The organism is Terrabacter sp. GCM10028922, assembly GCF_042666095.1.
GTDB lineage: Bacteria > Actinomycetota > Actinomycetes > Actinomycetales > Dermatophilaceae > Terrabacter.
The window spans coordinates 355,424-375,871 of the sequence record NZ_JBHTFG010000002.1; the positions used below are offsets into that span (position 1 = coordinate 355,424).

Sequence of the window (20,448 nt, forward strand, 5' to 3'; positions counted from 1 at the left end):
CGGAAACGGTGTGACCGTTGTGAGCAAAGTGGCGTATGTGACGATAGCCCACATTTGAGCACTAAAGTAAAAGTACATTCGTGTAATTTGCGCGGAACGTCCCGAATGAGACGCGTATGCCGCCCGGCCGGACGGGTGCCCATCGCGCGGCCCGGCGGTGGCAGACTCTTGCCCCGTGAGCGAGAACCCCGTGCCCGACACCGACGAGTCCCCAGCCCGCGACCTCGAGTCGCTCGTCGGGGAGTGGCTGACCGTCCCCGACGCCGCCGAGCGCCTCGGTGTGCCGCTGTCACGCGTGCGCCAGCTCGTCTCCGATCGCGAGCTGCTCGCCGCGCGCATCGGGGAGCGCCGCGTCACGGCCATCCCCGCGAAGTTCCTCGACGACACCGGGCCCCGGCCCGAGCTGCGTGGCACCTTCACGGTGCTCGCCGACGGCGGCCTCGACGACGACGAGATCATCGAGTGGCTCTTCACGCCCGACCCGACCCTCCCCGTCGAGGGAGCGCCGATCGACTCCCTGCACGCCGGCCACAAGACCGAGATCCGGCGCCGCGCCCAGGAGCTCGCCTTCTGACGGGCGTCTCGAGGTGCCGTGTGGCGAGGACGCCGGGTCAGGCGTGGCGAGCCGTCGACACGGCGACGAGTGCTTCGAGCACGTCGAGCGCCGACGCGTCGTAGGCGCCCGACTCGCGAGCGCGTCCGACGGCCTTGCGGGCGTCGTCGGCCAGGTCGCCGATGAGCCCGTCGACACGCTCGACCGCACCGGTGTCGACGAGGACGCCCCGGATGGCCTCGACGCCCGCGAGGTCGAGGTCGTCGCGGCCGAGCAGGCCCTCGACCGTCTCCCGGTCGGCGTCGGAGGCGGCATCGAGGGCGTGCGCCACCAGCACCGTGCGCTTGCCCTCGCGCAGGTCGTCGCCAGCCGGCTTGCCCGTGGCCTCGGGGTCGCCGAAGACCCCGAGCAGGTCGTCGCGCAGCTGGAACGCCTCGCCGAGGGCCAGACCGTAGTCGGACAGCGGAGGGAGGGACTCGTCGGGCGTGCCGCCGACGAGTGCGCCGATGAGGAGGGGGTGCTCGATGGTGTACTTCGCGCTCTTGAAGCGGATCACCTTGCGAGCCGAGGCGACCCGGGCGTCGAGGTCGAGACCGTCCCAGCCGCGGGCTGACTCGAGCAGGTCGAGGAACTGCCCGCCCATCAGCTGCGTGCGCATCGTGTCGAAGAGATGACGTCCGCGCGCCAGCTCCTCGGTGGGTAGCCCGCACGTCGCGTACAGCTCGTCGCACCACGTCAGGCACAGGTCGCCCGCCAGGATGGCCGTGCCCTCGCCGAACCGGTCGGCGTCGCCCGCCCAGCCACGCGCCTGGTGCAGGGCGGCGACCGCCCGGTGCGCGGACGGCATACCCCGGCGCGTGTCGCTGCGGTCCATGACGTCGTCGTGGAGCAGGGCAGCGCCCTGGAAGAACTCCATGCTTGCGGCGAGCCGCACGAGCGCCTCGGAGTCGGCGCCCCCGGCGGCGCGGTAGCCCCAGTAGAGGAAGCCGGCACGCAGGCCCTTGCCTCCCGACAGCAGGCCGGACACGGCCGAGACGAGCGGCGCCGTCTCGTCCCCGATCACCGCCAGCGACTGGGTGGCCCCGGCGATCTGCCCGTCGATCGCCTGCTGAACCCGACGGCGTAGCACGTCGAGGTCGGTGGGGGTCTGCACGGGGTCCTCCATCGAGTCGCGGGAATCGTGGTCAGCCTACGCGGCGCACAGGCCGCCCCGTGAACAGCCCACGCACCACGAGCGGGCTCGGCCTAGGGTGTCGGACATGGCACACGGCACGGCATCCTCCATGGCGCGGGCGGAGCGGTTCACCCGGTCCATCCCGGCGATGATCGAGGCCGACACTCCCACCTTCAGCTTCGAGTTCTTCCCGCCCAAGGACGACGCGTCCGAGGCGCAGCTCTGGGACGCCATCCGCCGGCTCGAGAAGGTCTCACCGAGCTTCGTGTCGATCACCTACGGCGCCGGAGGCAGCACCCGCGACCGCACGGTGCGCCTGACCCAGCGCGTGCTCGAAGCCACCTCGCTGACACCGATGGCGCACCTGACCTGCGTCGGGCACTCCGTGGCAGAGCTGCGCGGCATCGTCGGGTCGTACGCAGCCGCCGGGGTCCGCAACATCCTGGCCCTGCGCGGTGACCCCCAGGGCGGCCTCGGCCAGCCCTGGGTGGCGCACCCCGAGGGGCTCAACCACGCCGACGAGCTGGTCTCGCTCGTGCGCGGGCTCGGCGACTTCACCGTGGGTGTCGCGGCCTTCCCCGACGGGCACCCCGAGTCCGGCGACATCAGCGAGGATGCCGTGACGCTGATCCGCAAGGAACGGGCGGGTGCGCAGTTCGCGATCACGCAGATGGTCTTCGACGTCGACAACTACCTGCGGCTGCGCGACGAGCTCGCCCGCCGGGGCTCCGCCCTGCCGGTCGTGCCCGCGATCATGCCGATCACCAACGTGCGCCAGGTCGTGCGCATGGCCGAGCTCGCCGGCCAGCCGATGCCGACCGAGGTCACCGGCCGGCTCGGGCGTCACGGCGACGACGCGGACGGTGTCCGCGCCGAAGGCATGGCGATCGCCACGGAGTCCTCGCGCCGGCTGCTCGACGAGGGCGCGCCGGGCATCCACTTCATCACGATGAACCGCTCGTCGGCGACGCTCGAGGTCTTCGGCAACCTCTGACGCCGCTCGGGCTCCCTGAGCCGCGTGGGCGTCAGGTCTCCTGGTCGAAGGGGCGTTCCGGACGCTCCGCGCCGCGTGGGGCCGCCGGCGGGTCGACCCCCGTGTCGCGACCCAGGCGTGCGCGCCCTGGGGGCGTTGCGATGCCCACCCGCTCGCCCCAGGCGTCGTAGCGCCGCTTGTAGCGCCGGATGCGGCTCGCCAGCTTGTAGACGAGGAAGGCGCCCAGGGCGAGCAGCAGCAGTGCGATCGTCGCGGCCCACCAGGGGTGTGCGATGGCCAGCGCCGTGACGCCGGTGACGGTGACGTCCTCGGTCGTGCTGACGAGGACGTTGCTGGCCGGCTCCGGCGAGGTGTTGACCGCCGCGCGGATCCCGGCCTTGATGCCGTGCGAGATGAGGGCGGTGACACCACCCGTCGCCGCCCCGATGGCGGCGTCGAGGCCCGCGGTCTCATGGCCGATGAGGTAGCCGATCGTGGCGCCCACGGCCGGCCGCACGACGGTGTGGACCGAGTCCCACACCGAGTCGATGTAGGGGATCTTGTCGGCGAGCATCTCGATCGCGAAGAGGATCCCGGCCCCGACGAGCACGTCGGTGCGAGCCAGGGCGTCGGGGACCTGGCCGAGGGCGAAGATCTTGTCGGCGAGCCCGAGGACGAGCACGACCGCGTACGCGTTGATTCCGCTGCCCCACCCGGTGGTGAAGGCCATGGGGATGAGCTCGGCGCCCACGACACTCCTTCGGTCGCGCGCCGGTCGCGGGTGCGCCGGTGCGTCTGCTGCCGGCCGGACGGCCGGGCACAGGTCCAACGCTTCTGACGCTCCCGCATTCCCGGGGCCGGTGCAACGGGGCGCGCCCGGCGCGCCCGCAGGCCTCTGGGCAGCGGAACGGGTCCGATCCGTGAGCGGACGGGACCCCTGCACCCCTCCGTTCGCGGACCGAACCCGCAGCCCCAACTCTGCCGAGGGCTCGGGCGGCCGGGCCTGAGCACCGGTACTCAGGTTCGCCGGGTCGGGGAGGTCGGGGAGGTCGGGGAGGTCGGGGAGGTCGGGGAGGTCGGGGACGGGATGGGACGGGTGGCCGTCAGGTCGGTCCCGGACCGTCTTGACAGGCTGTCGGCGGCAGGGGTTAGGCTTTGAGCATCGAACAAGTGTTCGAATGTTGGTCCAGTTCAGCTCAGTCGTCGGTTGGTGTCGGGCTGCTCGTGTGGGGCGCGAGTGGTCTGGGTCGTGATGTCCGGCCTCGACGTGTCCGAGGGAGACGTGTCGTGGTGCGTAGGTTCAGTGACTCCGTGCAGGTGAGACTGCAGGAGGGGGAGCAGCCCGCCGCCGGGCCGCCTCCCGAGGCGTTCATCTGGCGCGGCCGGCTCTATGTCGTGCGTGGCGTCCTCGCCCAGTGGCGCGAGCGGCGGGCCTGGTGGCACGACGCGCTCGACGCCGACGAGGCGCAGGTGCGCCCCGGCGAGACGCTCGTCGCGGCCGCGAGCGAGCAGCACGTCTGGAGGGTCGAGGCGAGCCCGGGGTGGTCCTTCGCGCCCGGGGTCTACGACCTCGCCCACGACGAGTCCTCACGCGGCGACCGGTGGTCGCTCGTGCGGGTCGCCGACTGACGCCGGAGAAGAGAGGAGACCACCGTGACCGCCGCCCACCTGCGTCGTCCACCCGTCTCGGTCGCCGTGCTCGACCTGCTCGAGCGGGGGCGTGCCACGCTCGAGACCGCGTGCCGCACGAGCGACGCGTCGGAGCGCTACCGCGACGCCCACCTCGGTGCCCTGCGGGCTGCCGCGGCCCTCGTCGCGGCTCGCACCGTCCCGTCCCCGCGCTCCCGGCCGCGCAGCGTCTGGCAGGTGCTCCCCGGCGTCGCGCCCGAGCTGGGGGAGTGGGCCGCCTTCTTCGCGGCGTGCTCGGCCCACAGGTCGGTCGTCGACCGTGGTGGCCACATCAGCGCCCGCGAGGCCGACGACCTGCTGCGCCAGGCCGAGATGTTCCTCGAGATCGTCCAGGACCAGCTCGGCGTGCCGCTGACGATCCCGCTGCCGCAGTCGATCACCCCCGTCTCGAGGAGTCGGGCGAGCGGGGGCTGAGCAGTATGACGACCGCTTCTTCCACGCCTGGCGGCGAGGGCTTCGTGCACCTGCACGTCGCCTCCGGATACTCCATGCGCTACGGCACGGCAAAGCCGCACCAGCTCGTCGAGCGGGCGGCAGCCTTCGGGCAGCCCGCGCTCGCCCTCACCGACCGCGACGGGCTCTACGGTGCAGTGAAGTTCGTCCGGTCCTGCATGGAGCACGACGTCGCTCCGGTTCTCGGCGTCGACCTCGCCCTCGACCCCGAGCACCCCGAACGACCCCGGGGGCGCATCCGCACCCCGGTGCGCGGAGGCGCGCTCGTCGACCCGCGGCTGCCGCGCGTCACCGTGCTGGCCCGCGGCAGCACCGCCGACCTGGCCCCCGGTGAGGGGTGGGCGGCGCTCTGCCGTCTCGTCACCGCGACCCACCTGCGCGGCGAGCGCGGCAACCCGGTGACGACCGCGAGCCTCGTCGCGGAGCACGCGCGCCCGCGCACCGACCCGGCTCCCGAGGGCTCGACGGGCAGCTCAGGGAGCTCCGGGAGCGAGGCTGGGCCCGCCCGGCTCGTCGTGCTCCTCGGACCCGACTCCGACGTGGGCCGCGCCGTCCTCGCCAAGCGACGCGACCGGGCGCGGGCCGCGCTCGAGCGGTGGGTCGCGCTGCTTCCGCGCGGGGGCGTCGTCGTCGAGGTCGTCTGCCACGGCGGGCCCGAGCACCTGCCCGGCAGCCTCGGGCAGGCCGGGCGCATGCTCGCTCTCGCGCGCGAGGCCGGCGTGCCGAGCATCATCACCGCCGCGGTGCGCCACGTCGACCCGCAGGACGCCGCGGTCGTCGACGTCCTCGACGCGGCGCGCCGGCTCGTCGCGCTCGACGAGCGCCACCTCGACCGCGTCACGACGGCCGGGCACCTCTCGCCCACCCCGCTCATGCACGCGCTCGCGCTCGACGTCGTGCAGGTCTCGGGCCCCGGCCTCGTCGGCGGCGGGCCGCTCGCCCGCGAGCAGGCGCGTGAGCTGCTCGCCCGCACCACGGCCCTCGCGACCCAGTGCATCCAGGACCCGCGAGCCGACCTCGGCATCGGCTCGGTGCACCTGCCCGAGCCCGGTGTGCTCGGCATCCGCCCCGGCACCAACCCGCACCACGTCCTCGCGCGCCGGTGCCGCGAGTCGATCGCGACCCGATACCCGGACCGCACCGGCAGCGAGCTCGGTGCCGTCAGCGACCGGCTCGAGGACGAGCTCGGCGTCATCGAGACGCTCGGCTATGCGACGTACTTCCTCACCGTCGCGCAGGTGTGCGACCTCATCCGCGAGATGGGTGTGCGGGTGGCGGCCCGCGGCTCGGGGGCGGGCTCGCTCGTCAACTATCTCCTCGGCATCTCCGGTGTCGACCCGATGCGCCACGGGCTGCTCATGGAGCGGTTCTGCTCACCGCTGCGCGCCGAGCTGCCCGACATCGACATCGACGTCGAGTCGGCCCGCCGCACCGAGATCTACGAACGCATCCTCGACCACTTCGGCGGTGAAAGGGTCACGTGCGTCTCGATGATGGACACCTACCGGGTGCGCCACGCGATCCGCGATGCCGGCGCGGCGCTCGGGCTGCCGCCACCAGAGATCGACGCGATGGCCAAGGCCTTCCCGCACATCGCCGCCCGCAACGTGCGCAATGCCCTGGCCGAGCTTCCCGAGCTGCGCGCGAGCGGCCTCGACGTGCCGCGCCTGCAGCTGATGTTCGACATCGTCGAGCGGCTCGACGGCCTGCCCCGGCACATCGCGCTGCACCCCTGCGGCGTGGTGCTGTCCGACTCCGTCCTGCTCGACCGCACCCCTGTCGAGGCGAGCTGGCTCGGCTTCCCGATGAGCCAGTTCGACAAGGACGACGTCGAGGAGATGGGACTGCTCAAGCTCGACGTCCTCGGCATCCGGATGCAGTCGGCGATGGCGCACGCGATCGACGAGGTCGAGCGCATCGACGGCGTGCGCATCGACCTCGACGACGAGACCCAGGTGCCCTTCGACGACGAGCCGACCTTCGAGCTGGTCCGGTCGACGAAGACGCTCGGGTGCTTCCAGATCGAGAGCCCGGGGCAGCGCGAGCTCATCGGCAAGTTCGGGCCGCGCAGCTTCGAGGACCTCATCATCGACATCTCGCTCTTCCGGCCCGGCCCGGTCAAGAGCGACATGATCATCCCGTTCCTCAACGCGAGGCAGGGCTGGAAGGACCCCTCCTACCTGCACCCGAGCCTCATCCCGGCGCTCCAGGAGACCGAGGGGGTCGTCGTCTTCCACGAGCAGGTGCTCATGATCGTCGCCGAGACGACCGGCGTGACCCTCGCGCAGGCGGACGAGGTGCGCCGCGCGCTCGGCACGCCCGACGGGCAGCAGCAGATCGAGCACTGGTGGCGGCGCGCGGCACGTGACCGTGGCTACGCCCCCGAGGTCGCCGACAAGATCTGGGACGTCCTCAAGGCCTTCGCGTCGTTCGGCTTCTGCAAGGCGCACGCGGCCGCGTTCGCGCTGCCGACCTACCAGTCGGCCTGGCTCAAGGCGCACCACCCGGCGGCCTTCCTCGCCGGGGTGCTGACGCACGACCCCGGCATGTACCCCAAGCGGCTCATCCTCGACGACGCCCGCACCTTCGGCATCGCCGTCCTCGGGCTCGACGTCAACGTCTCCACCGGCACCTACCGCTTCGAGCGCACCGAGGACGGCAGCGAGGCGATCCGGCTCTCGCTCGCCGACGTCCACGGCATCAGCGAGGCCGAGGTCGCGCAGATCGTGGCCGGCCAGCCGTACTCCAGCCTCTCCGACTTCTGGCAGCGCGCCCGCGTGTCCCGGCCGGTCGCCGAGAAGCTCGTGCTCGCAGGGGGGTTCGACTCCCTCCACGACATCGACCTCGGTGGCCCGTCCCGTCTCGACGAGAGCGGCACGGGGGTCGTGGGACGGTCGCGCACGGGCCTCGGCCGACGCGGCCGGGTCACCCGACGCGACCTGCTGCTCCACGTCGCCGAGCTCGACCGCTGGTCGGCGTCGCAGCGGTCGTCGCGCCGCCGCGTCTCGGCGGCGAGCCGCGGGTCGGCGTCGTCGCGGGGGCGGGTCACCTCGGTGTCGGCGACCGGCGACATCCGAGCCCTCGCCGCGGCGCAGTCACAGGCCTCCGCGGGGGCTCCCGAGCACGTCGCGACCCAGCTGACCCTCGACCTCGGCGACACGCCCCGGCTGTCGGCGACGAGCGGGCTGCCCGAGATGACCGGGCCCGAGCGGGTCCGTGCCGAGCTGGAGGTGCTCGGACTGGACGCAAGTGGTCACGTCGTCGACTTCTACACCCCGCTCCTCGACGCGCTCGGCGTGACCCGGGCGCGCGACCTCCTCTCGGGCCGCAGCGGACGCGAGGTCTGGGTCGCCGGGGTCAAGGTCGCCACCCAGACCCCACCCATCCGCAGCGGCCACCGCGTCGTCTTCCTGACGCTCGACGACGCCACCGGACCGGCCGACCTGACCTTCTTCGAGGACGTCCAGGGGCCGTATGCCGCCACCGTCTTCCACTCGTGGCTGCTGCTCTGCCGTGGGTTGGTACGGCGCACCGGCCCACGCGGCGTGTCCATCCGCGCCACCGGCGCGTGGGAGCTGAGTGGGCTCCAGGAGGCGTGGACCTTCGGTGGTATCAACGCCGTGAGCGATGCGCTCGACGCCGCCGACCGGGCCGCGTGGGAGCGTGCCTCCGCACTGGCCCGCCCCGACGGCGTGACGCCGGGAGTGGGGGAGGGGCCCGACGGCCGGCGGGTGCTCGTCCACGCGTCCGGCTTCAAGCAGTCGCCGTACGCCGACATCAAGCCGGCCGGTGACGACGTCAGGGGTCCGCGCGCGACGAGCGGGCTCGTCCCCACCGACACGGTGGGCGGCCCGCCACGCAAGCTGTGGCACGCGAGCCCGGGAAGCTCGGGGCACTAGGGTGAGGACGCACACGAACCACCTGCGCAACCACGCGTACGACGTTCCCAGACGGAGGACCCCGTGCCTGACGAGCAGCGACCCCAGCGACGTGGAGGGGTGCGGCCGTCGGCCGTGGTCTCGGCGGTGGGCCGCATCGCCGACGAGTGCACCGCCCGGCTCGGCCGCCCCCTCGAGGTCCTCGACCTCGGCGGCGGCACCGGCGGCGTCGCCGTCCCGCTCGCCGAGGCCGGCCACCGGGTCACCGTCGTCGACCCCAGCCCCGACGCCCTCGCGGCGCTCGCGCGCCGTGCGCGCGAGGCCGGCATCGTCGACCGTGTCACCGGGGTGCAGGGCGACGGCGACTCGCTCGACGCCCTCCTCGCCGGACGCCAGGTCGACCTGGCCTGCTGCCACGGCACCCTCGAGTTCGTCGACGACCCCGCGGCGACGCTCCGCGCCATCGCGCACGCCCTCGGTGAGGGCGGGGTGCTCTCGCTGCTCGTCTCCGGTCGGCTCTCCGTCGTCTTCGCCAAGGCGATCGCAGGTGAGTTCACACAGGCCCGGGCCGCCCTCGTCGACCCGTCCGGGCGGTGGGGAAACACCGACCCGCTGCCGCGCCGCTTCGACGTCGAGCAGCTCGAGTCCCTGCTCGCCGGCGCCGGCTTCACCGACGTCCACGTGCGTGGCACGAACATCTTCGGCCACCTCGTCCCCGCCTCGCTCATCGACTCGGAGGCCGACCGCGTCGCCCTCACCGAGCTCGACGACCTGCTCGTCTCCGGCCCGGGCCGCGAGTTCCTACGGACGCTCGGCAATGCCCTGCACGTCGTCGCCCGCCGCGACTGAGCCCGCCGACGGCTCCTGGGCCGGCTCCTCCGTGGAGGTCCGGCCGTGAGCCGCCGCCAGTTCACCGCCCCGACGCGAGGGAGCGCAGAGCCGCCCGACGACACCGGGTGCACCGTCCTGCACGTCGACATGGACGCCTTCTACGCGTCCGCGTCGCTCATCTCGCGTCCCGACCTCCATGGCAAGCCCGTCATCATCGGCGGTGCGGGCGGCCGCTCGGTCGTGCTCTCGGCGACCTACGAGGCGCGCGCGTTCGGCGTCACGTCTGCCATGCCGATGGCCCGCGCCCAGCGGCTCTGCCCCCAGGCCGTCATCATCGAGCCCGACCACCGCCGCTACGCCGCCATCTCGGAGGCCGTCATGGCGACCTTCGCGACGATCACCGACAGCGTCGAGCCCCTGTCGCTCGACGAGGCGTTCCTCGACGTCTCCGGGGCCGTACGCCGCCTCGGCCGTCCCACGCAGATCGCGGAGCAGCTGCGCGACACCATCGCCGACGAGCAGGGCATCACCTGCTCGGTGGGCGTCGCCTCGACGAAGTTCGTCGCCAAGCTCGCCTCCAACCTGGCCAAGCCCGACGGGCTCATCGTCGTGCCGCGCGACGAGGTCGTCTCCTTCCTGCACCAGCTGCCCGTGGGCGCGATCTGGGGCGTCGGTGACAAGACCGAGGAGCACCTGCACCGGCTCGGCCTGCGCACCGTCGCCGACCTCGCCCACACCCCGGTGGAGACGCTCCAGCGCGCGCTCGGCGACGTCGCCGGGCGCAGCCTGCACGACCTCGCGTGGGGACGCGACCCTCGCTCGGTCGTCCCGGAGCGACGCGAGAAGTCGATCGGTGCCGACGAGACCTTCGCGCACGACATCGACGACCCCGTCCGGATCCACCGCGAGCTGCTGCGCCTGTCCGACCGCACGGCTGCGCGGGCGCGGTCCGCCGGGATGACGGGGCGCACCGTGTCGATCAAGGTCCGGTTCGCCGACTTCACGACGATCACCCGGGCCAAGACCCTGCGCCACCACACCGATGTCTCGCGCGACATCTTCGCGACCGCGCGCGAGCTCTACGACCGCCTCGGCCTGCAGCGGGCCCGCATCCGGCTCGTCGGAGTGCGGCTCGAGGGCCTCGTCCCGTCGGCCGTCGCCCCCATCCAGGCGACCCTCGACGAGCCTGAGCACGGGTGGCGTGAGGCCGACCGCGCGGTCGATCGGGCGAGTGCCCGGTTCGGTGCCGGCTCGGTGCGACCCGCGAGCCTCATGCCTGACCGACCCTCGGGTTCCCAACGGGAGCGGCGCGACTTATCCTGAAGGAAAGAAGTCCGTGTCGGCCGTTTCCGACATACGATTCGGGCACAGTCGAGATCGCACAGGGAGGTGCCGAGTGGCACTCTCGGAACATGAGGAAGCCCTCCTCCAGCAGATGGAGGAAGCCCTCTACGCCGAGGACCCGCGATTCGCGTCGCGGATCCAGAAGACAAACTCGCGTGGAGTGGGCCGTGGGCGTGTCGTCGCGGGGGTCATCGCCGGCGTCGCCGGACTCGGGCTCGTCATCTTCTCGGCCATGAGCAGCGTCATCTGGCTCGGTGCGGTCGGCTTCGCGATCATGGTGGCCGGCATCGTCTACGCGATCACACCCTCGAAGACGAAGCTCGCCGCCGTCGACGCCGACGGCACGCCGAAGCCGCGCTCCGGCAAGGCCAAGGCCGGCACGGCGCGCCAGGGCACATTCATGGAGCGGCTCGAGGAACGTTGGGAGAAGCGCCGCCGCGACCAGTGGTGAGCGCCCCACACGAACGAGGACCCCGACGGATTGCGTCGGGGTCCTTCTCGTGTCCTGCTCGTCCGGCCGCGAGCCGTGTCGCCGGCCCGGTCGGTCCGGTCGGTCCGGTCAGGGTCGGGTGACGTAGACCGCCACGGCCCACGTCGCGATGATCGCGAACGCTGTCACCAGCTCGATCCCGATGTTGAGGGCCACAGCGCGAATCGCCTCGAGCGTCGCTCGCCTGGCTGCCACGTGCTCGCGGTGCTTGACGCGCTCGAGCAGGTAGACAGCGAGGACGAAGCCCAGCGGCGCACCGACCACCGGGACGACGAAGAAGCCGACCACGGCCACTGCCAGGGCGACCGCGACGACGCCACCCTCGACCCCCGCCGACCTCATCCGGCGCCCCGGCACGAGGTACTGCGAGACGAGGCCCACGGCATACAGCAGGGTCGCGATGGCGAAGACGAACCAACCCGGCCCGTCCTGACGTTCGAACGCCCACACGAGCGTCGCGCCCCACACCACCAACAGCCCCGGAAGCACCGGGACGACGATGCCGACGGTTCCCACGAGCATCGCGAGCAGGACGATGACGTTCGTCGCGGTGATCACGGGAAGCCGTCGGCGGCGCGGGGAGTCTGGATGAGGTCAGGAAGGAGGGCCGGGTCGGAGGTCGCCTACTGGGTCAGCGCTCGTCCATCGGTGCCGAGACCGGGATCTCGTTGAGCCGTTCCGTCTCGTCGCGGATGTCGATCGCCTTGACCTTCAGGGCCGGGAGGTGCTCCCGACCGTGGTGAGCGCAGAAGAGCAGCTCTCCGCCGGAAACGAGGCGGGCGCGGATGTAGGCCTGAGCCCCACATCGGTCGCAGCGGTCAGCAGCGGTCAGTTCGGGTGCCAGTGCTGTCGTCATCGTATTTCGCCTCTTTCCTCCCTCGGGGGTCCCCGTAAGGGAAACCCTTCCATGTACCTACGACGCTCGAACGGTCCATTCGGTGCACCGGCCTTGCTTCGCGGCTGTTCCAACAGTGAATCACGTGGAATCCTTCCCGAAGGTCAGGCTCGGAAGATGAGACACCCCGCGCGGCAACATCGTTACGTGTCAGTGATTCGCCGTGGGCCCGCGATACGGATTGGGACGCGCCGCTTTGCGATGGTTTCGGGACGGTTGGGCGAGTGGCCCGACGTCGCCGTCCCTGCCGGCCCGTGACCTGCGTCACCCGGGGTCCAGCGAGCCTCCCGGGGGGCGTCGGCGCGGGTGGCTAGGCTTCCCCTGCCAGCCCCCACAGCCCGACCGCTGGCCGCTCACCGACCGAAAGAGATCGACACACCGTGGCCTCCGCCTCCCGTCCCGCTCCCTCCGGCAACGGCGACTACACCGCGCGCCACCTCCAGGTCCTCGAGGGCCTCGAGGCCGTTCGCAAGCGTCCCGGCATGTACATCGGCTCGACCGACCAGCGCGGTCTCATGCACTGCCTCTGGGAGATCATCGACAACGCCGTCGACGAGGCGCTGGCGGGCGTGTGCACCGACATCCAGGTGATCCTCGGTTCCGACGGGTCCATCGAGGTGCGCGACAACGGCCGCGGCATCCCCGTCGACATCGAACCGCGCACGGGCCTCTCCGGCGTCGAGGTCGTCTTCACCAAGCTGCACGCCGGCGGCAAGTTCGGCGGCGCGTCGTATGCCGCCACGGGTGGCCTCCACGGTGTCGGCGCCTCCGTCGTCAACGCCCTGTCGTCCCGGCTCGACGTCGAGGTCGACCGCGCCGGCAAGACGTACGGCATGAGCTTCCGTCGCGGCGAGCCGGGCACCTTCACCGATGCGAAGGGCGCGGCCCACTCGCCCGAGGCACCGTTCACGCCCTACGAGAAGAAGAGCGCCCTGCCCGTCGTGGGCAAGGCGAGGCGGGGGGTGACCGGCTCCCGGGTGCGGTTCTGGCCCGACCGCCAGATCTTCCTCAAGGACTCCGAGCTCGACTACGACGCGATCCTCGGGCGCGCACGACAGACCTCGTTCCTCGTTCCCGGTCTGCGGCTCGTCATCCGGGACGAGCGTCGCCTGAAGGGGACCCCCGGCGAGGAGGGTCCGATCGAGGAGGTCTTCCAGCACGACGGCGGCATCACCGACTTCGTCGAGTTCCTCGCGCCCGACACCCCGGTCACCGACGTCTGGCGGCTCGAGGGCTCCGGCACGTTCTCCGAGACCGTGCCGGTCCTCGACGTGAACGGCCACATGACCCCGACCGAGCTCGAGCGGGAGTGCGTCGTCGAGGTCGCGCTGCGCTGGGGCCAGGGCTACGACACGAGGGTCCAGTCCTTCGTCAACATCATCACGACGCCCAAGGGCGGCACGCACGTGGCCGGCTTCGAGCAGTCGCTGCTCAAGGTGTTCCGCAAGCAGCTCGAGGTCAACGCCCGCCGCCTCAAGGTCGGCAACGACAAGCCGGAGAAGGACGACGTGCTCGCGGGGATGACCGCGGTCGTCACGGTGCGCCTCGCCGAGCCGCAGTTCGAGGGCCAGACCAAGGAGGTCCTGGGCACCAACGCGGTCCGCGCCATCGTTGCGCGCGTCGTCGAGCAGGAGCTCACCGACCGCCTGACGTCGACGAAGCGCGGCGACAAGGCCCAGGCCGCCCTGCTCCTCGAGAAGGTCGTCTCGGAGATGAAGTCGCGCATCAGCGCGCGGCTGCACAAGGAGACGCAGCGCCGCAAGAACGCCCTCGAGAGCTCGACCCTGCCCTCGAAGCTGCGCGACTGCCGCACGACCGACGTCGACCGCTCCGAGCTGTTCATCGTCGAGGGTGACTCGGCGATGGGCACGGCCAAGGAGGCACGCAACTCGGAGTTCCAGGCCCTGCTGCCGATCCGGGGCAAGATCCTCAACGTCCAGAAGGCGTCGGTCTCCGACATGCTCAAGAACGCCGAGTGCGCCTCGATCATCCAGGTCATCGGCGCGGGATCCGGTCGCAGCTTCGACCTCGGCGCCGCCCGTTACGGCAAGGTCATCATCATGACCGACGCCGACGTCGACGGCGCCCACATCCGCACCCTGCTGCTCACGCTGTTCTTCCGCTACATGCGTCCCCTGGTCGACGCCGGACGCGTCTATGCGGCCATGCCGCCGCTGCACCGCCTCGAGGTGATCAACGCGGGCGCGAAGAAGAACGAGCTCATCTACACCTACAACGAGCTCGAGATGCGCCGCACGGTGACGCGCATCGAGAAGTCGGGCAAGAAGATCAAGCAGCCGATGCAGCGCTACAAGGGCCTCGGCGAGATGGACGCCGACCAGCTCGCCGACACGACGATGGACCCGCGTCACCGCACCCTGCGCAAGGTGACGATGCGCGACCTCGAGACCGCCGAGCGCGTCTTCGAGCTGCTCATGGGCAACGAGGTCGCACCGCGCAAGGACTTCATCATCGAGTCCGCGGCCGAGGTCGACCGCGAACGCATCGACGCCTGACCCGTCCGTCCGGCGCCCGCGCGACATCGGCGGGGTGCCCGGACCGTCCACGGCGCACAGCAAGCCGTGCTTACGATGTGTCCCTGCCGGCGCGACTCCCTCCGCCGGTACGCGTCGAGAAGGGGAATCGATGGGTGGCAACGTCAACGCCGAGGAGTCGGTCGCCGACGAGCGCTCCGGCCTGCCCGCACCGCAGTCCGCGCCGGAGTCCCGGCAGGAGCGGGACGCGCTGGACGGTCACGCGGCCGAGACCTTCACGGTGCAGCTGCCCGGCACCCGGGCAGCGAAGGACGGTGTGGACGGTGGTTCCGGTGCGCACCATGAGGACGCCGCGGACGCCGGCATACCCAGCGAGCCCCAGCAGCTCTCCGGCACGCCCGAGACCCCCGACGAGGACGTCGCCGTCGGCGGCATCGACACCGCGCCGGACCGCACGGTCCCCGCGCCACCCCGCTACCTGAGCCCCGACGAGCTGCACTGGGCGGGTGAGACGGTGGAGGCGATCTCCACGGCGTTCGCCTCGAAGGTCGTGGGGCAGGCGCGGCTGCAGGAGACGCTCCTCATCGCCCTGCTCACCGGCGGCCACGTGCTCCTCGAGAGCGTCCCCGGTCTCGCCAAGACGACGGCCGCGCAGACGATCGCGCAGTCCGTCGGCGGCACCTTCCACCGCATCCAGTGCACACCCGACCTGCTGCCGAGCGACATCGTCGGCACGCAGGTCTACAACCAGCACACGGGTGCCTTCGAGACGCAGCTCGGCCCGGTCCACGCCAACTTCGTGCTCCTCGACGAGATCAACCGCAGCAGCGCCAAGACCCAGTCGGCGATGCTCGAGGCCATGCAGGAGCGGCAGACCTCGATCGGCGACCGCAGCTATGCGTTGCCCGACCCGTTCCTCGTGCTCGCCACGCAGAACCCCATCGAGCAGGAGGGCACCTACCCGCTGCCCGAGGCGCAGATGGACCGCTTCATGCTCAAGGACGTCCTCGACTACCCCTCGCCCGCCGAGGAGGCGGAGGTGCTGCGGCGCATCGACTCCGGCATCTTCGTCAACGCCTCCGAGCCCGTCGTCTCGGTCGCCGACGTCAAGCGGCTCCAGGCGCTCGTCGGACGCGTCTACGTCGACCCGGCGATCATCAACTACATCGTCGGCATCGGCTACGTCACGCGGCACCCGCGCGACTACATCGAGCCCAGGCTCGCGACGTACGTCGACTTCGGCGCGAGCCCCCGCGCGAGCATCGCCTTCACGAGCGCGGCGCGGGCCCGCGCACTGATCGACGGTCGCAACCACGTCGTGCCCGACGACGTCAAGGCGCTGACGCACCGCGTGCTCCGGCACCGCGTGACGCTCGGCTTCGAGGCGGCGGCCGACGACGTCGAGGTCGAGAGCATCATCGACGCCATGGTCAACGGGATCCGCACTCCCTGAACGGGATTCACACGAGAGACGCGACATGACGACGACGCTGCTGACGAGGGTGAAGAGCAAGCTCTTCGTCCACGCGCGCCGCAAGTCGCGCAGCCTGCTCGAGGGGGAGTACGCGTCGGTCTTCCACGGCCGCAGCCTCGACTACGACGACCTGCGCGACTACGTGCCGGGTGACGAGGTCCGGGACATCGACTGGCGGGCCACGGCCAGGCACCAGGCGCCGCTCGTCAAGCGCTACGTCGCGACCCGCAAGCAGAACCTCATGCTCGTCATCGACACCGGCCGCGGCATGGCGGCCACGACGCGCAGCGGCGAGCCGAAGAAGGCGGTCGCCATCGCCGCCGCGGGCCTGGTCGGCTACCTCGCCCAGCGCCATGGTGACCTCGTCGGGCTCGTGCGGGGAACCGCGAGCTCGACCGTCGCCCACGACCTGCGCGGCACCGAGGCCCATCTCGAGCTGCTGCTCCGGGCCATCGACGCGTCGACCACCCTCGAGGGTGACCAGAGCAGCCTCGCGACGCAGCTGCGCTGGGTCGTCCGCAACGTGCGGCGTCGGCTCGTGCTCCTCGTCGTCGCCGACGACAAGGACCTCGACCCCGCACTCGACGAGCTGCTCCGCCGCCTGCACGTCCAGCACGAGATCCTCTGGCTCACCGTCGAGGACGCCGACCCCACGGCCATCGACGGCGACCGGACGGCCTACGACGTGGCCGACACGTACACCCTGCCGACGCTGGTGCGCCTCGACCCCAAGGTCCGGGAGGCGTATGCCGTGTCCGTGGCCGAGCGGGTGCGGCGCACGACCGAGCTGCTCGACCGCCGCGGCATCAACCACGGCCGCCTGGGGTCGTCGGACGAGGTCGTCGGCACGGTCTTCGCCCTGCTCGAGAGGCAGCGCCGTGCGCGCCGCTGAACCGCCGCCCGGCTTCTACGCGCCCGACCCGTATGCCGCGAAGTGGCTGTGGATCGGCATCGGGATCCTTGCTCTCGTCGCCGCCTGGTACGCCTGGGTGTGGTGGAGCACGCGTGAGAGGAAGGTCGTCGTGCCGCCACGCGTCACGCCGGACCGTCTGTCGCGTCTGCGCGAGGACTACACGCGGCAGATCGACCTCGTGCTCGAGCGGGCCGCCTCCGGCGAGATCACGCAGCGTCGGGCGCACCAGCAGCTGAGCGTCCTGGTCCGCCACTTCGTCCAGGAGGTCTCCGGAATCCACGCCCCGACCATGACGCTCACCGAGCTCAACGCGCGGGGCCCCCGGCTGACTCCCGTGTCGGAGGTCGTCGGCACGCTCTACCCGGGTGAGTTCGGCCCGCGCGAGACGGCGACGCTCGCCGGCGCGGGCACCGTGGCCAAGCAGGTGGTGGCGCGGTGGAGCTGAACGGACTCGACCTCAAGTTCCCCGGCGTGCTGAGTCTCGGCACGCTGCTCGCCGCGCTCCTCGCCTATGCCGTCTACCGCCACCTGTCCCGCCGGTCGGCGAAGGCGGCTGCGGCAGTAGCGAACTCGACGGCGCTGACCGAGCTGCCGGCATACCGTCGGGCGCTTCGCCTCCACCGCATCCGGATGGCGGTGCTGGCGCTGAGCGCCGTTCTGCTCGGCGGCGCGGCCCTCGTAGGTGCGGCCCGCCCGCTCGACACGACGGTCGACAAGCCGCAGACGCGCAGCCGCGACATCATGCTGTGCCTGGACATCTCCGGCTCGATGGCCGCCTACGACGCCACGCTGGTCGCGACGTTCAAGACACTCGTCAAGAACTTCGAGGGCGAGCGCATCGGGCTCATCATCTTCAACTCCTCGGCCGCGACGGTCTTCCCGCTCACCGACGACTACGACTTCATCAACACCGAGCTCGACACGGCCGCACGCGCGCTGACCGGCGACCCGGAGTACGACTCGTTCTTCGCCGGCACCTTCAACGGTCGCGGCACCTCGCTCATCGGCGACGGCCTCGCCACCTGCGTGTCGAGCTTCGACAAGGTCGACGTGCAGCGGGCACGCTCGGTCGTCTTCGCCACCGACAACCATCTGGCCGGCCGGCCGATCATCGACATCGACGAGGCGGGCGAGCTGGCCAAGGTGAAGGGGGTGCGCGTCTACGGCCTCAACCCCGAGGAGGACGGCCCCGACGAGGAGGCCACCGAGCTGCGCGACGTCGTGACCGGCACCGCCGGTCAGTACTACGCGATGAGCGACCAGTCGGCGATCAAGGGGATCGTCGACTCGGTGCAGGCGCAGGAGGCGACGCTCATCGACGCGGCCGCGCGGTCGCTCTACACCGACAACCCGACCCTGCCGATCGTGCTCGCCGGCGTCGGGCTCTTCGGGGTGATCGGCGCCAGCCGGAGGTGGGCATCGTGAGCCTGCTGCCCGTCGTGCCCTGGCCCCTGCTGCTCGTCCTCGTCGTCGCGGGACTGGCAGCCGTGTGGTGGAACCCGTCCTCCCGCACCGTCCCGGGCGAGTCGAGGGCCACGCACTGGCGGCTCACGGCCGCGGTGCTGCTGCTCGGTGGGGCCGCGGTGCGGCCGGCGGTGCCGGGAGAGCAGGTCGACACGACGGCGGCCAACCTCAACGTCTACTTCGTCGTCGACACGACGAGCAGCATCATCGCCGAGGACTACGGCGACGAACGGCCCCGCATCGAGGGCGTGGCCACCGACATCGCGGCCATCGCCGCCGACCTGCCGGGCGCCCGCTACTCCATCGTGACGTTCGACCAGGACGCACGAGTGCGGCTCCCGCTCACGACCGACACGACCGCGCTCGACGCCGCAGTCGAGACGCTGCTCCCGGAGTCCTACGAGGTCTCGCGCGGTACCTCGGTGAGCCAGGCGAACGACCGGCTCAAGACGCTGCTCGAGCAGGCCGATGCGCGCAGTCCAGAGCGCGGTCGGGTCGTCTTCTACCTCGGTGACGGCGAGCAGACGGCTCCCGAGGCCCCGGCGCCGTTCGACATCGACAGGCGGCTCGTCAACGGTGGCGCGGTGCTCGGCTACGGCACGGCCGAGGGCGGGCGGATGAAGGCGACGCGATCGCGCTTCGACACGTCGCGCACCTACATCAAGGACCCGGCGACCGGTGAGGACGCCCGCTCGGTCATCGACGAGGACACCTTGCAGGCTGTCGGCAACCAGCTCGGCCTGCCCTACCTGCACCGCGAGTCCGGCGATGCCATCGACCCGGCCGTCGAGGGCATCGACCTCGAGCGTTTCGGCACGAGCGAGCAGATCGAGAAGCAGAAGGTCCTCGCCCGGCGCGAGCTCTACTGGCCACTGCTCATCGGCGTCGCCGGCATCGCGGCATGGGAGGTGGGCGCGAGCGTCACCGCGCTCGTGCAGACCAGGCGACGGAAGGAGCCCGGGCCATGACGCTCCTCGACGACCCACCTGCCCGCGCAGACAGCCCGCCCGAGGCGCCGCTGCGTGGTCGAGGGTGGCTGCGCCGTCGCGCGAAGCCGCCCCTGCCACCACCCCTGCGCCGGCGCCGACGCCGGCTGCTGCTCGCGTCCGCACCGGTCGTCGTCCTGCTCGTCCTCGTCGCCGCCCGGCTCGTGTCGCTCAACCTCGTCGCAGGGCAGACTCTCGACGCCTACCAGGCGGGCGACAAGCAGCGCACCATGCTGTGGGGCGAGAGGCAGGGATGGGTCAACGTCGTCGAGCAGTTCCGCTCGCCGTTCGCCATCGGCGACGCCCACGTGCTGACGGGGCACTTCGAGCTCGCCCGCCCGTGGTTCGAGCAGGCGTTCGAGCAGGTGCCCAAGGGTGGCATCGACGAGTGCAAGGTCCGGGTCAACCTCGGGCTGACCTACGAGGCGCTCGGCGACCAGGCCAAGGCCCGCGAGCGCACCGACGAGTGGAAGCAGTACTACGACAAGGGCATCAAGATCACGAGCGAACGCCCGCCGCTGTGCGAAGCGCCCGAGGGCGGCCAGACCGGTGAGCAGCTCGAGCAGGCCCAGCAGCGCATGGAGGAGAAGAACTCCGACACACCGCCACAGGACGACCAGCCGCCGCAGGGCGAGCAGCCTCAGCCGGGCCCGAGCCAGCCGGCGCAGCCGACGCCCGACCCCGGCAACACGCCGAGCCAGGAGGAGCAGGACTACCTCCAGGAGCAGCAGCGACAGAACACCATCGAACGCAACCAGCAGCAGGGGAGCGACGACACGCTCCCCGGTGGGGGCTCGCCGACGTACCCGAAGCCCTGGTGACGTCGCGCAGAGGGT

General features: G+C 71.6%; 19 protein-coding genes. 15 read left to right on the forward strand and 4 right to left on the reverse strand.

Annotated features, from left to right (window positions below; genetic code table 11):
• Window positions 1–175 precede the first annotated feature (175 nt).
• Window positions 176–574 carry an Rv2175c family DNA-binding protein gene (locus tag ACFQU3_RS03090; protein ID WP_385906297.1) on the forward strand — a complete coding sequence of 133 codons (399 nt, stop codon included), beginning with the start codon at window positions 176–178 and terminating at the stop codon, window positions 572–574.
• Between the two features lie 37 nt (window positions 575–611).
• Here the strand turns inward: ACFQU3_RS03090 and ACFQU3_RS03095 are convergent, their stop codons facing one another.
• Window positions 612–1,718: a polyprenyl synthetase family protein gene (locus ACFQU3_RS03095; protein ID WP_385906300.1), complete on the reverse strand. Its 1,107-nt coding sequence runs from the start codon at window positions 1,716–1,718 to the stop codon at window positions 612–614.
• Window positions 1,719–1,812: 94 nt separating this feature from the next.
• Between ACFQU3_RS03095 and ACFQU3_RS03100 the strand changes: the two genes are divergently transcribed.
• The gene (locus ACFQU3_RS03100; RefSeq protein ID WP_385906303.1) at window positions 1,813–2,721 is read left to right on the forward strand and encodes a methylenetetrahydrofolate reductase; all 909 of its coding nucleotides are present in this window, start codon (window positions 1,813–1,815) and stop codon (window positions 2,719–2,721) included.
• 31 nt (window positions 2,722–2,752) lie between these two features.
• On the opposite strand, the gene ACFQU3_RS03105 is transcribed toward ACFQU3_RS03100, so the two are convergent.
• Complete coding sequence (locus ACFQU3_RS03105; RefSeq protein ID WP_385906306.1) at window positions 2,753–3,451, reverse strand: DUF4126 domain-containing protein; 699 nt, start codon at window positions 3,449–3,451, stop codon at window positions 2,753–2,755.
• 539 nt (window positions 3,452–3,990) lie between these two features.
• Between ACFQU3_RS03105 and ACFQU3_RS03110 the strand changes: the two genes are divergently transcribed.
• From ACFQU3_RS03110 to ACFQU3_RS03135, 6 genes are all read left to right on the forward strand, one after another.
• Window positions 3,991–4,329 carry a DUF6504 family protein gene (locus ACFQU3_RS03110; RefSeq protein WP_385906611.1) on the forward strand — a complete coding sequence of 113 codons (339 nt, stop codon included), beginning with the start codon at window positions 3,991–3,993 and terminating at the stop codon, window positions 4,327–4,329.
• Between the two features lie 24 nt (window positions 4,330–4,353).
• Window positions 4,354–4,803 (forward strand): SAV_6107 family HEPN domain-containing protein, encoded by a 450-nt coding sequence (locus tag ACFQU3_RS03115; protein WP_188032178.1) that lies wholly within the window; start codon window positions 4,354–4,356, stop codon window positions 4,801–4,803.
• Window positions 4,804–4,808: 5 nt separating this feature from the next.
• On the forward strand, window positions 4,809–8,741 hold the full coding sequence (locus tag ACFQU3_RS03120; RefSeq protein WP_385906311.1) for a DNA polymerase III subunit alpha: 3,933 nt from the start codon (window positions 4,809–4,811) through the stop codon (window positions 8,739–8,741).
• Between the two features lie 63 nt (window positions 8,742–8,804).
• Window positions 8,805–9,569, forward strand: a complete 765-nt coding sequence (locus ACFQU3_RS03125; RefSeq protein WP_385906314.1) for a class I SAM-dependent methyltransferase — start codon at window positions 8,805–8,807, stop codon at window positions 9,567–9,569.
• Between the two features lie 45 nt (window positions 9,570–9,614).
• Window positions 9,615–10,874 (forward strand): DNA polymerase IV, encoded by a 1,260-nt coding sequence (gene dinB / locus ACFQU3_RS03130; RefSeq protein ID WP_385906317.1) that lies wholly within the window; start codon window positions 9,615–9,617, stop codon window positions 10,872–10,874.
• Window positions 10,875–10,947: 73 nt separating this feature from the next.
• Window positions 10,948–11,346, forward strand: coding sequence for a DUF3040 domain-containing protein (locus ACFQU3_RS03135; RefSeq protein WP_385906320.1), 399 nt, complete (start codon window positions 10,948–10,950; stop codon window positions 11,344–11,346).
• Between the two features lie 108 nt (window positions 11,347–11,454).
• Here ACFQU3_RS03135 and ACFQU3_RS03140 read toward each other — a convergent pair whose 3' ends face one another.
• On the reverse strand, window positions 11,455–11,943 hold the full coding sequence (locus tag ACFQU3_RS03140; RefSeq protein ID WP_385906323.1) for a DUF456 domain-containing protein: 489 nt from the start codon (window positions 11,941–11,943) through the stop codon (window positions 11,455–11,457).
• A 73-nt stretch (window positions 11,944–12,016) separates the two neighbouring features.
• Window positions 12,017–12,241, reverse strand: coding sequence for a hypothetical protein (locus tag ACFQU3_RS03145; RefSeq protein ID WP_385906326.1), 225 nt, complete (start codon window positions 12,239–12,241; stop codon window positions 12,017–12,019).
• Window positions 12,242–12,660: 419 nt separating this feature from the next.
• Between ACFQU3_RS03145 and ACFQU3_RS03150 the strand changes: the two genes are divergently transcribed.
• From ACFQU3_RS03150 to ACFQU3_RS03180, 7 genes are all read left to right on the forward strand, one after another.
• Window positions 12,661–14,796, forward strand: a complete 2,136-nt coding sequence (locus ACFQU3_RS03150; RefSeq protein ID WP_385906329.1) for a type IIA DNA topoisomerase subunit B — start codon at window positions 12,661–12,663, stop codon at window positions 14,794–14,796.
• Window positions 14,797–15,253: 457 nt separating this feature from the next.
• The gene (locus ACFQU3_RS03155; RefSeq protein ID WP_385906614.1) at window positions 15,254–16,228 is read left to right on the forward strand and encodes an AAA family ATPase; all 975 of its coding nucleotides are present in this window, start codon (window positions 15,254–15,256) and stop codon (window positions 16,226–16,228) included.
• 25 nt (window positions 16,229–16,253) lie between these two features.
• Window positions 16,254–17,141: a DUF58 domain-containing protein gene (locus tag ACFQU3_RS03160; RefSeq protein WP_385906332.1), complete on the forward strand. Its 888-nt coding sequence runs from the start codon at window positions 16,254–16,256 to the stop codon at window positions 17,139–17,141.
• On the forward strand, window positions 17,128–17,607 hold the full coding sequence (locus ACFQU3_RS03165; protein ID WP_385906335.1) for a hypothetical protein: 480 nt from the start codon (window positions 17,128–17,130) through the stop codon (window positions 17,605–17,607). Before ACFQU3_RS03160 ends, ACFQU3_RS03165 begins: the two co-directional genes overlap by 14 nt.
• Entirely contained in the window at window positions 17,598–18,587 is a 990-nt protein-coding gene (locus ACFQU3_RS03170; RefSeq protein ID WP_385906338.1) for a VWA domain-containing protein, read from the forward strand. The genes ACFQU3_RS03165 and ACFQU3_RS03170 overlap by 10 nt, the downstream gene beginning before the upstream one ends.
• Window positions 18,584–19,594, forward strand: a complete 1,011-nt coding sequence (locus ACFQU3_RS03175) for a VWA domain-containing protein (RefSeq protein WP_385906341.1) — start codon at window positions 18,584–18,586, stop codon at window positions 19,592–19,594. Before ACFQU3_RS03170 ends, ACFQU3_RS03175 begins: the two co-directional genes overlap by 4 nt.
• Window positions 19,591–20,433: a tetratricopeptide repeat protein gene (locus ACFQU3_RS03180; RefSeq protein ID WP_385906344.1), complete on the forward strand. Its 843-nt coding sequence runs from the start codon at window positions 19,591–19,593 to the stop codon at window positions 20,431–20,433. The genes ACFQU3_RS03175 and ACFQU3_RS03180 overlap by 4 nt, the downstream gene beginning before the upstream one ends.
• Window positions 20,434–20,448: the final 15 nt, after the last annotated feature.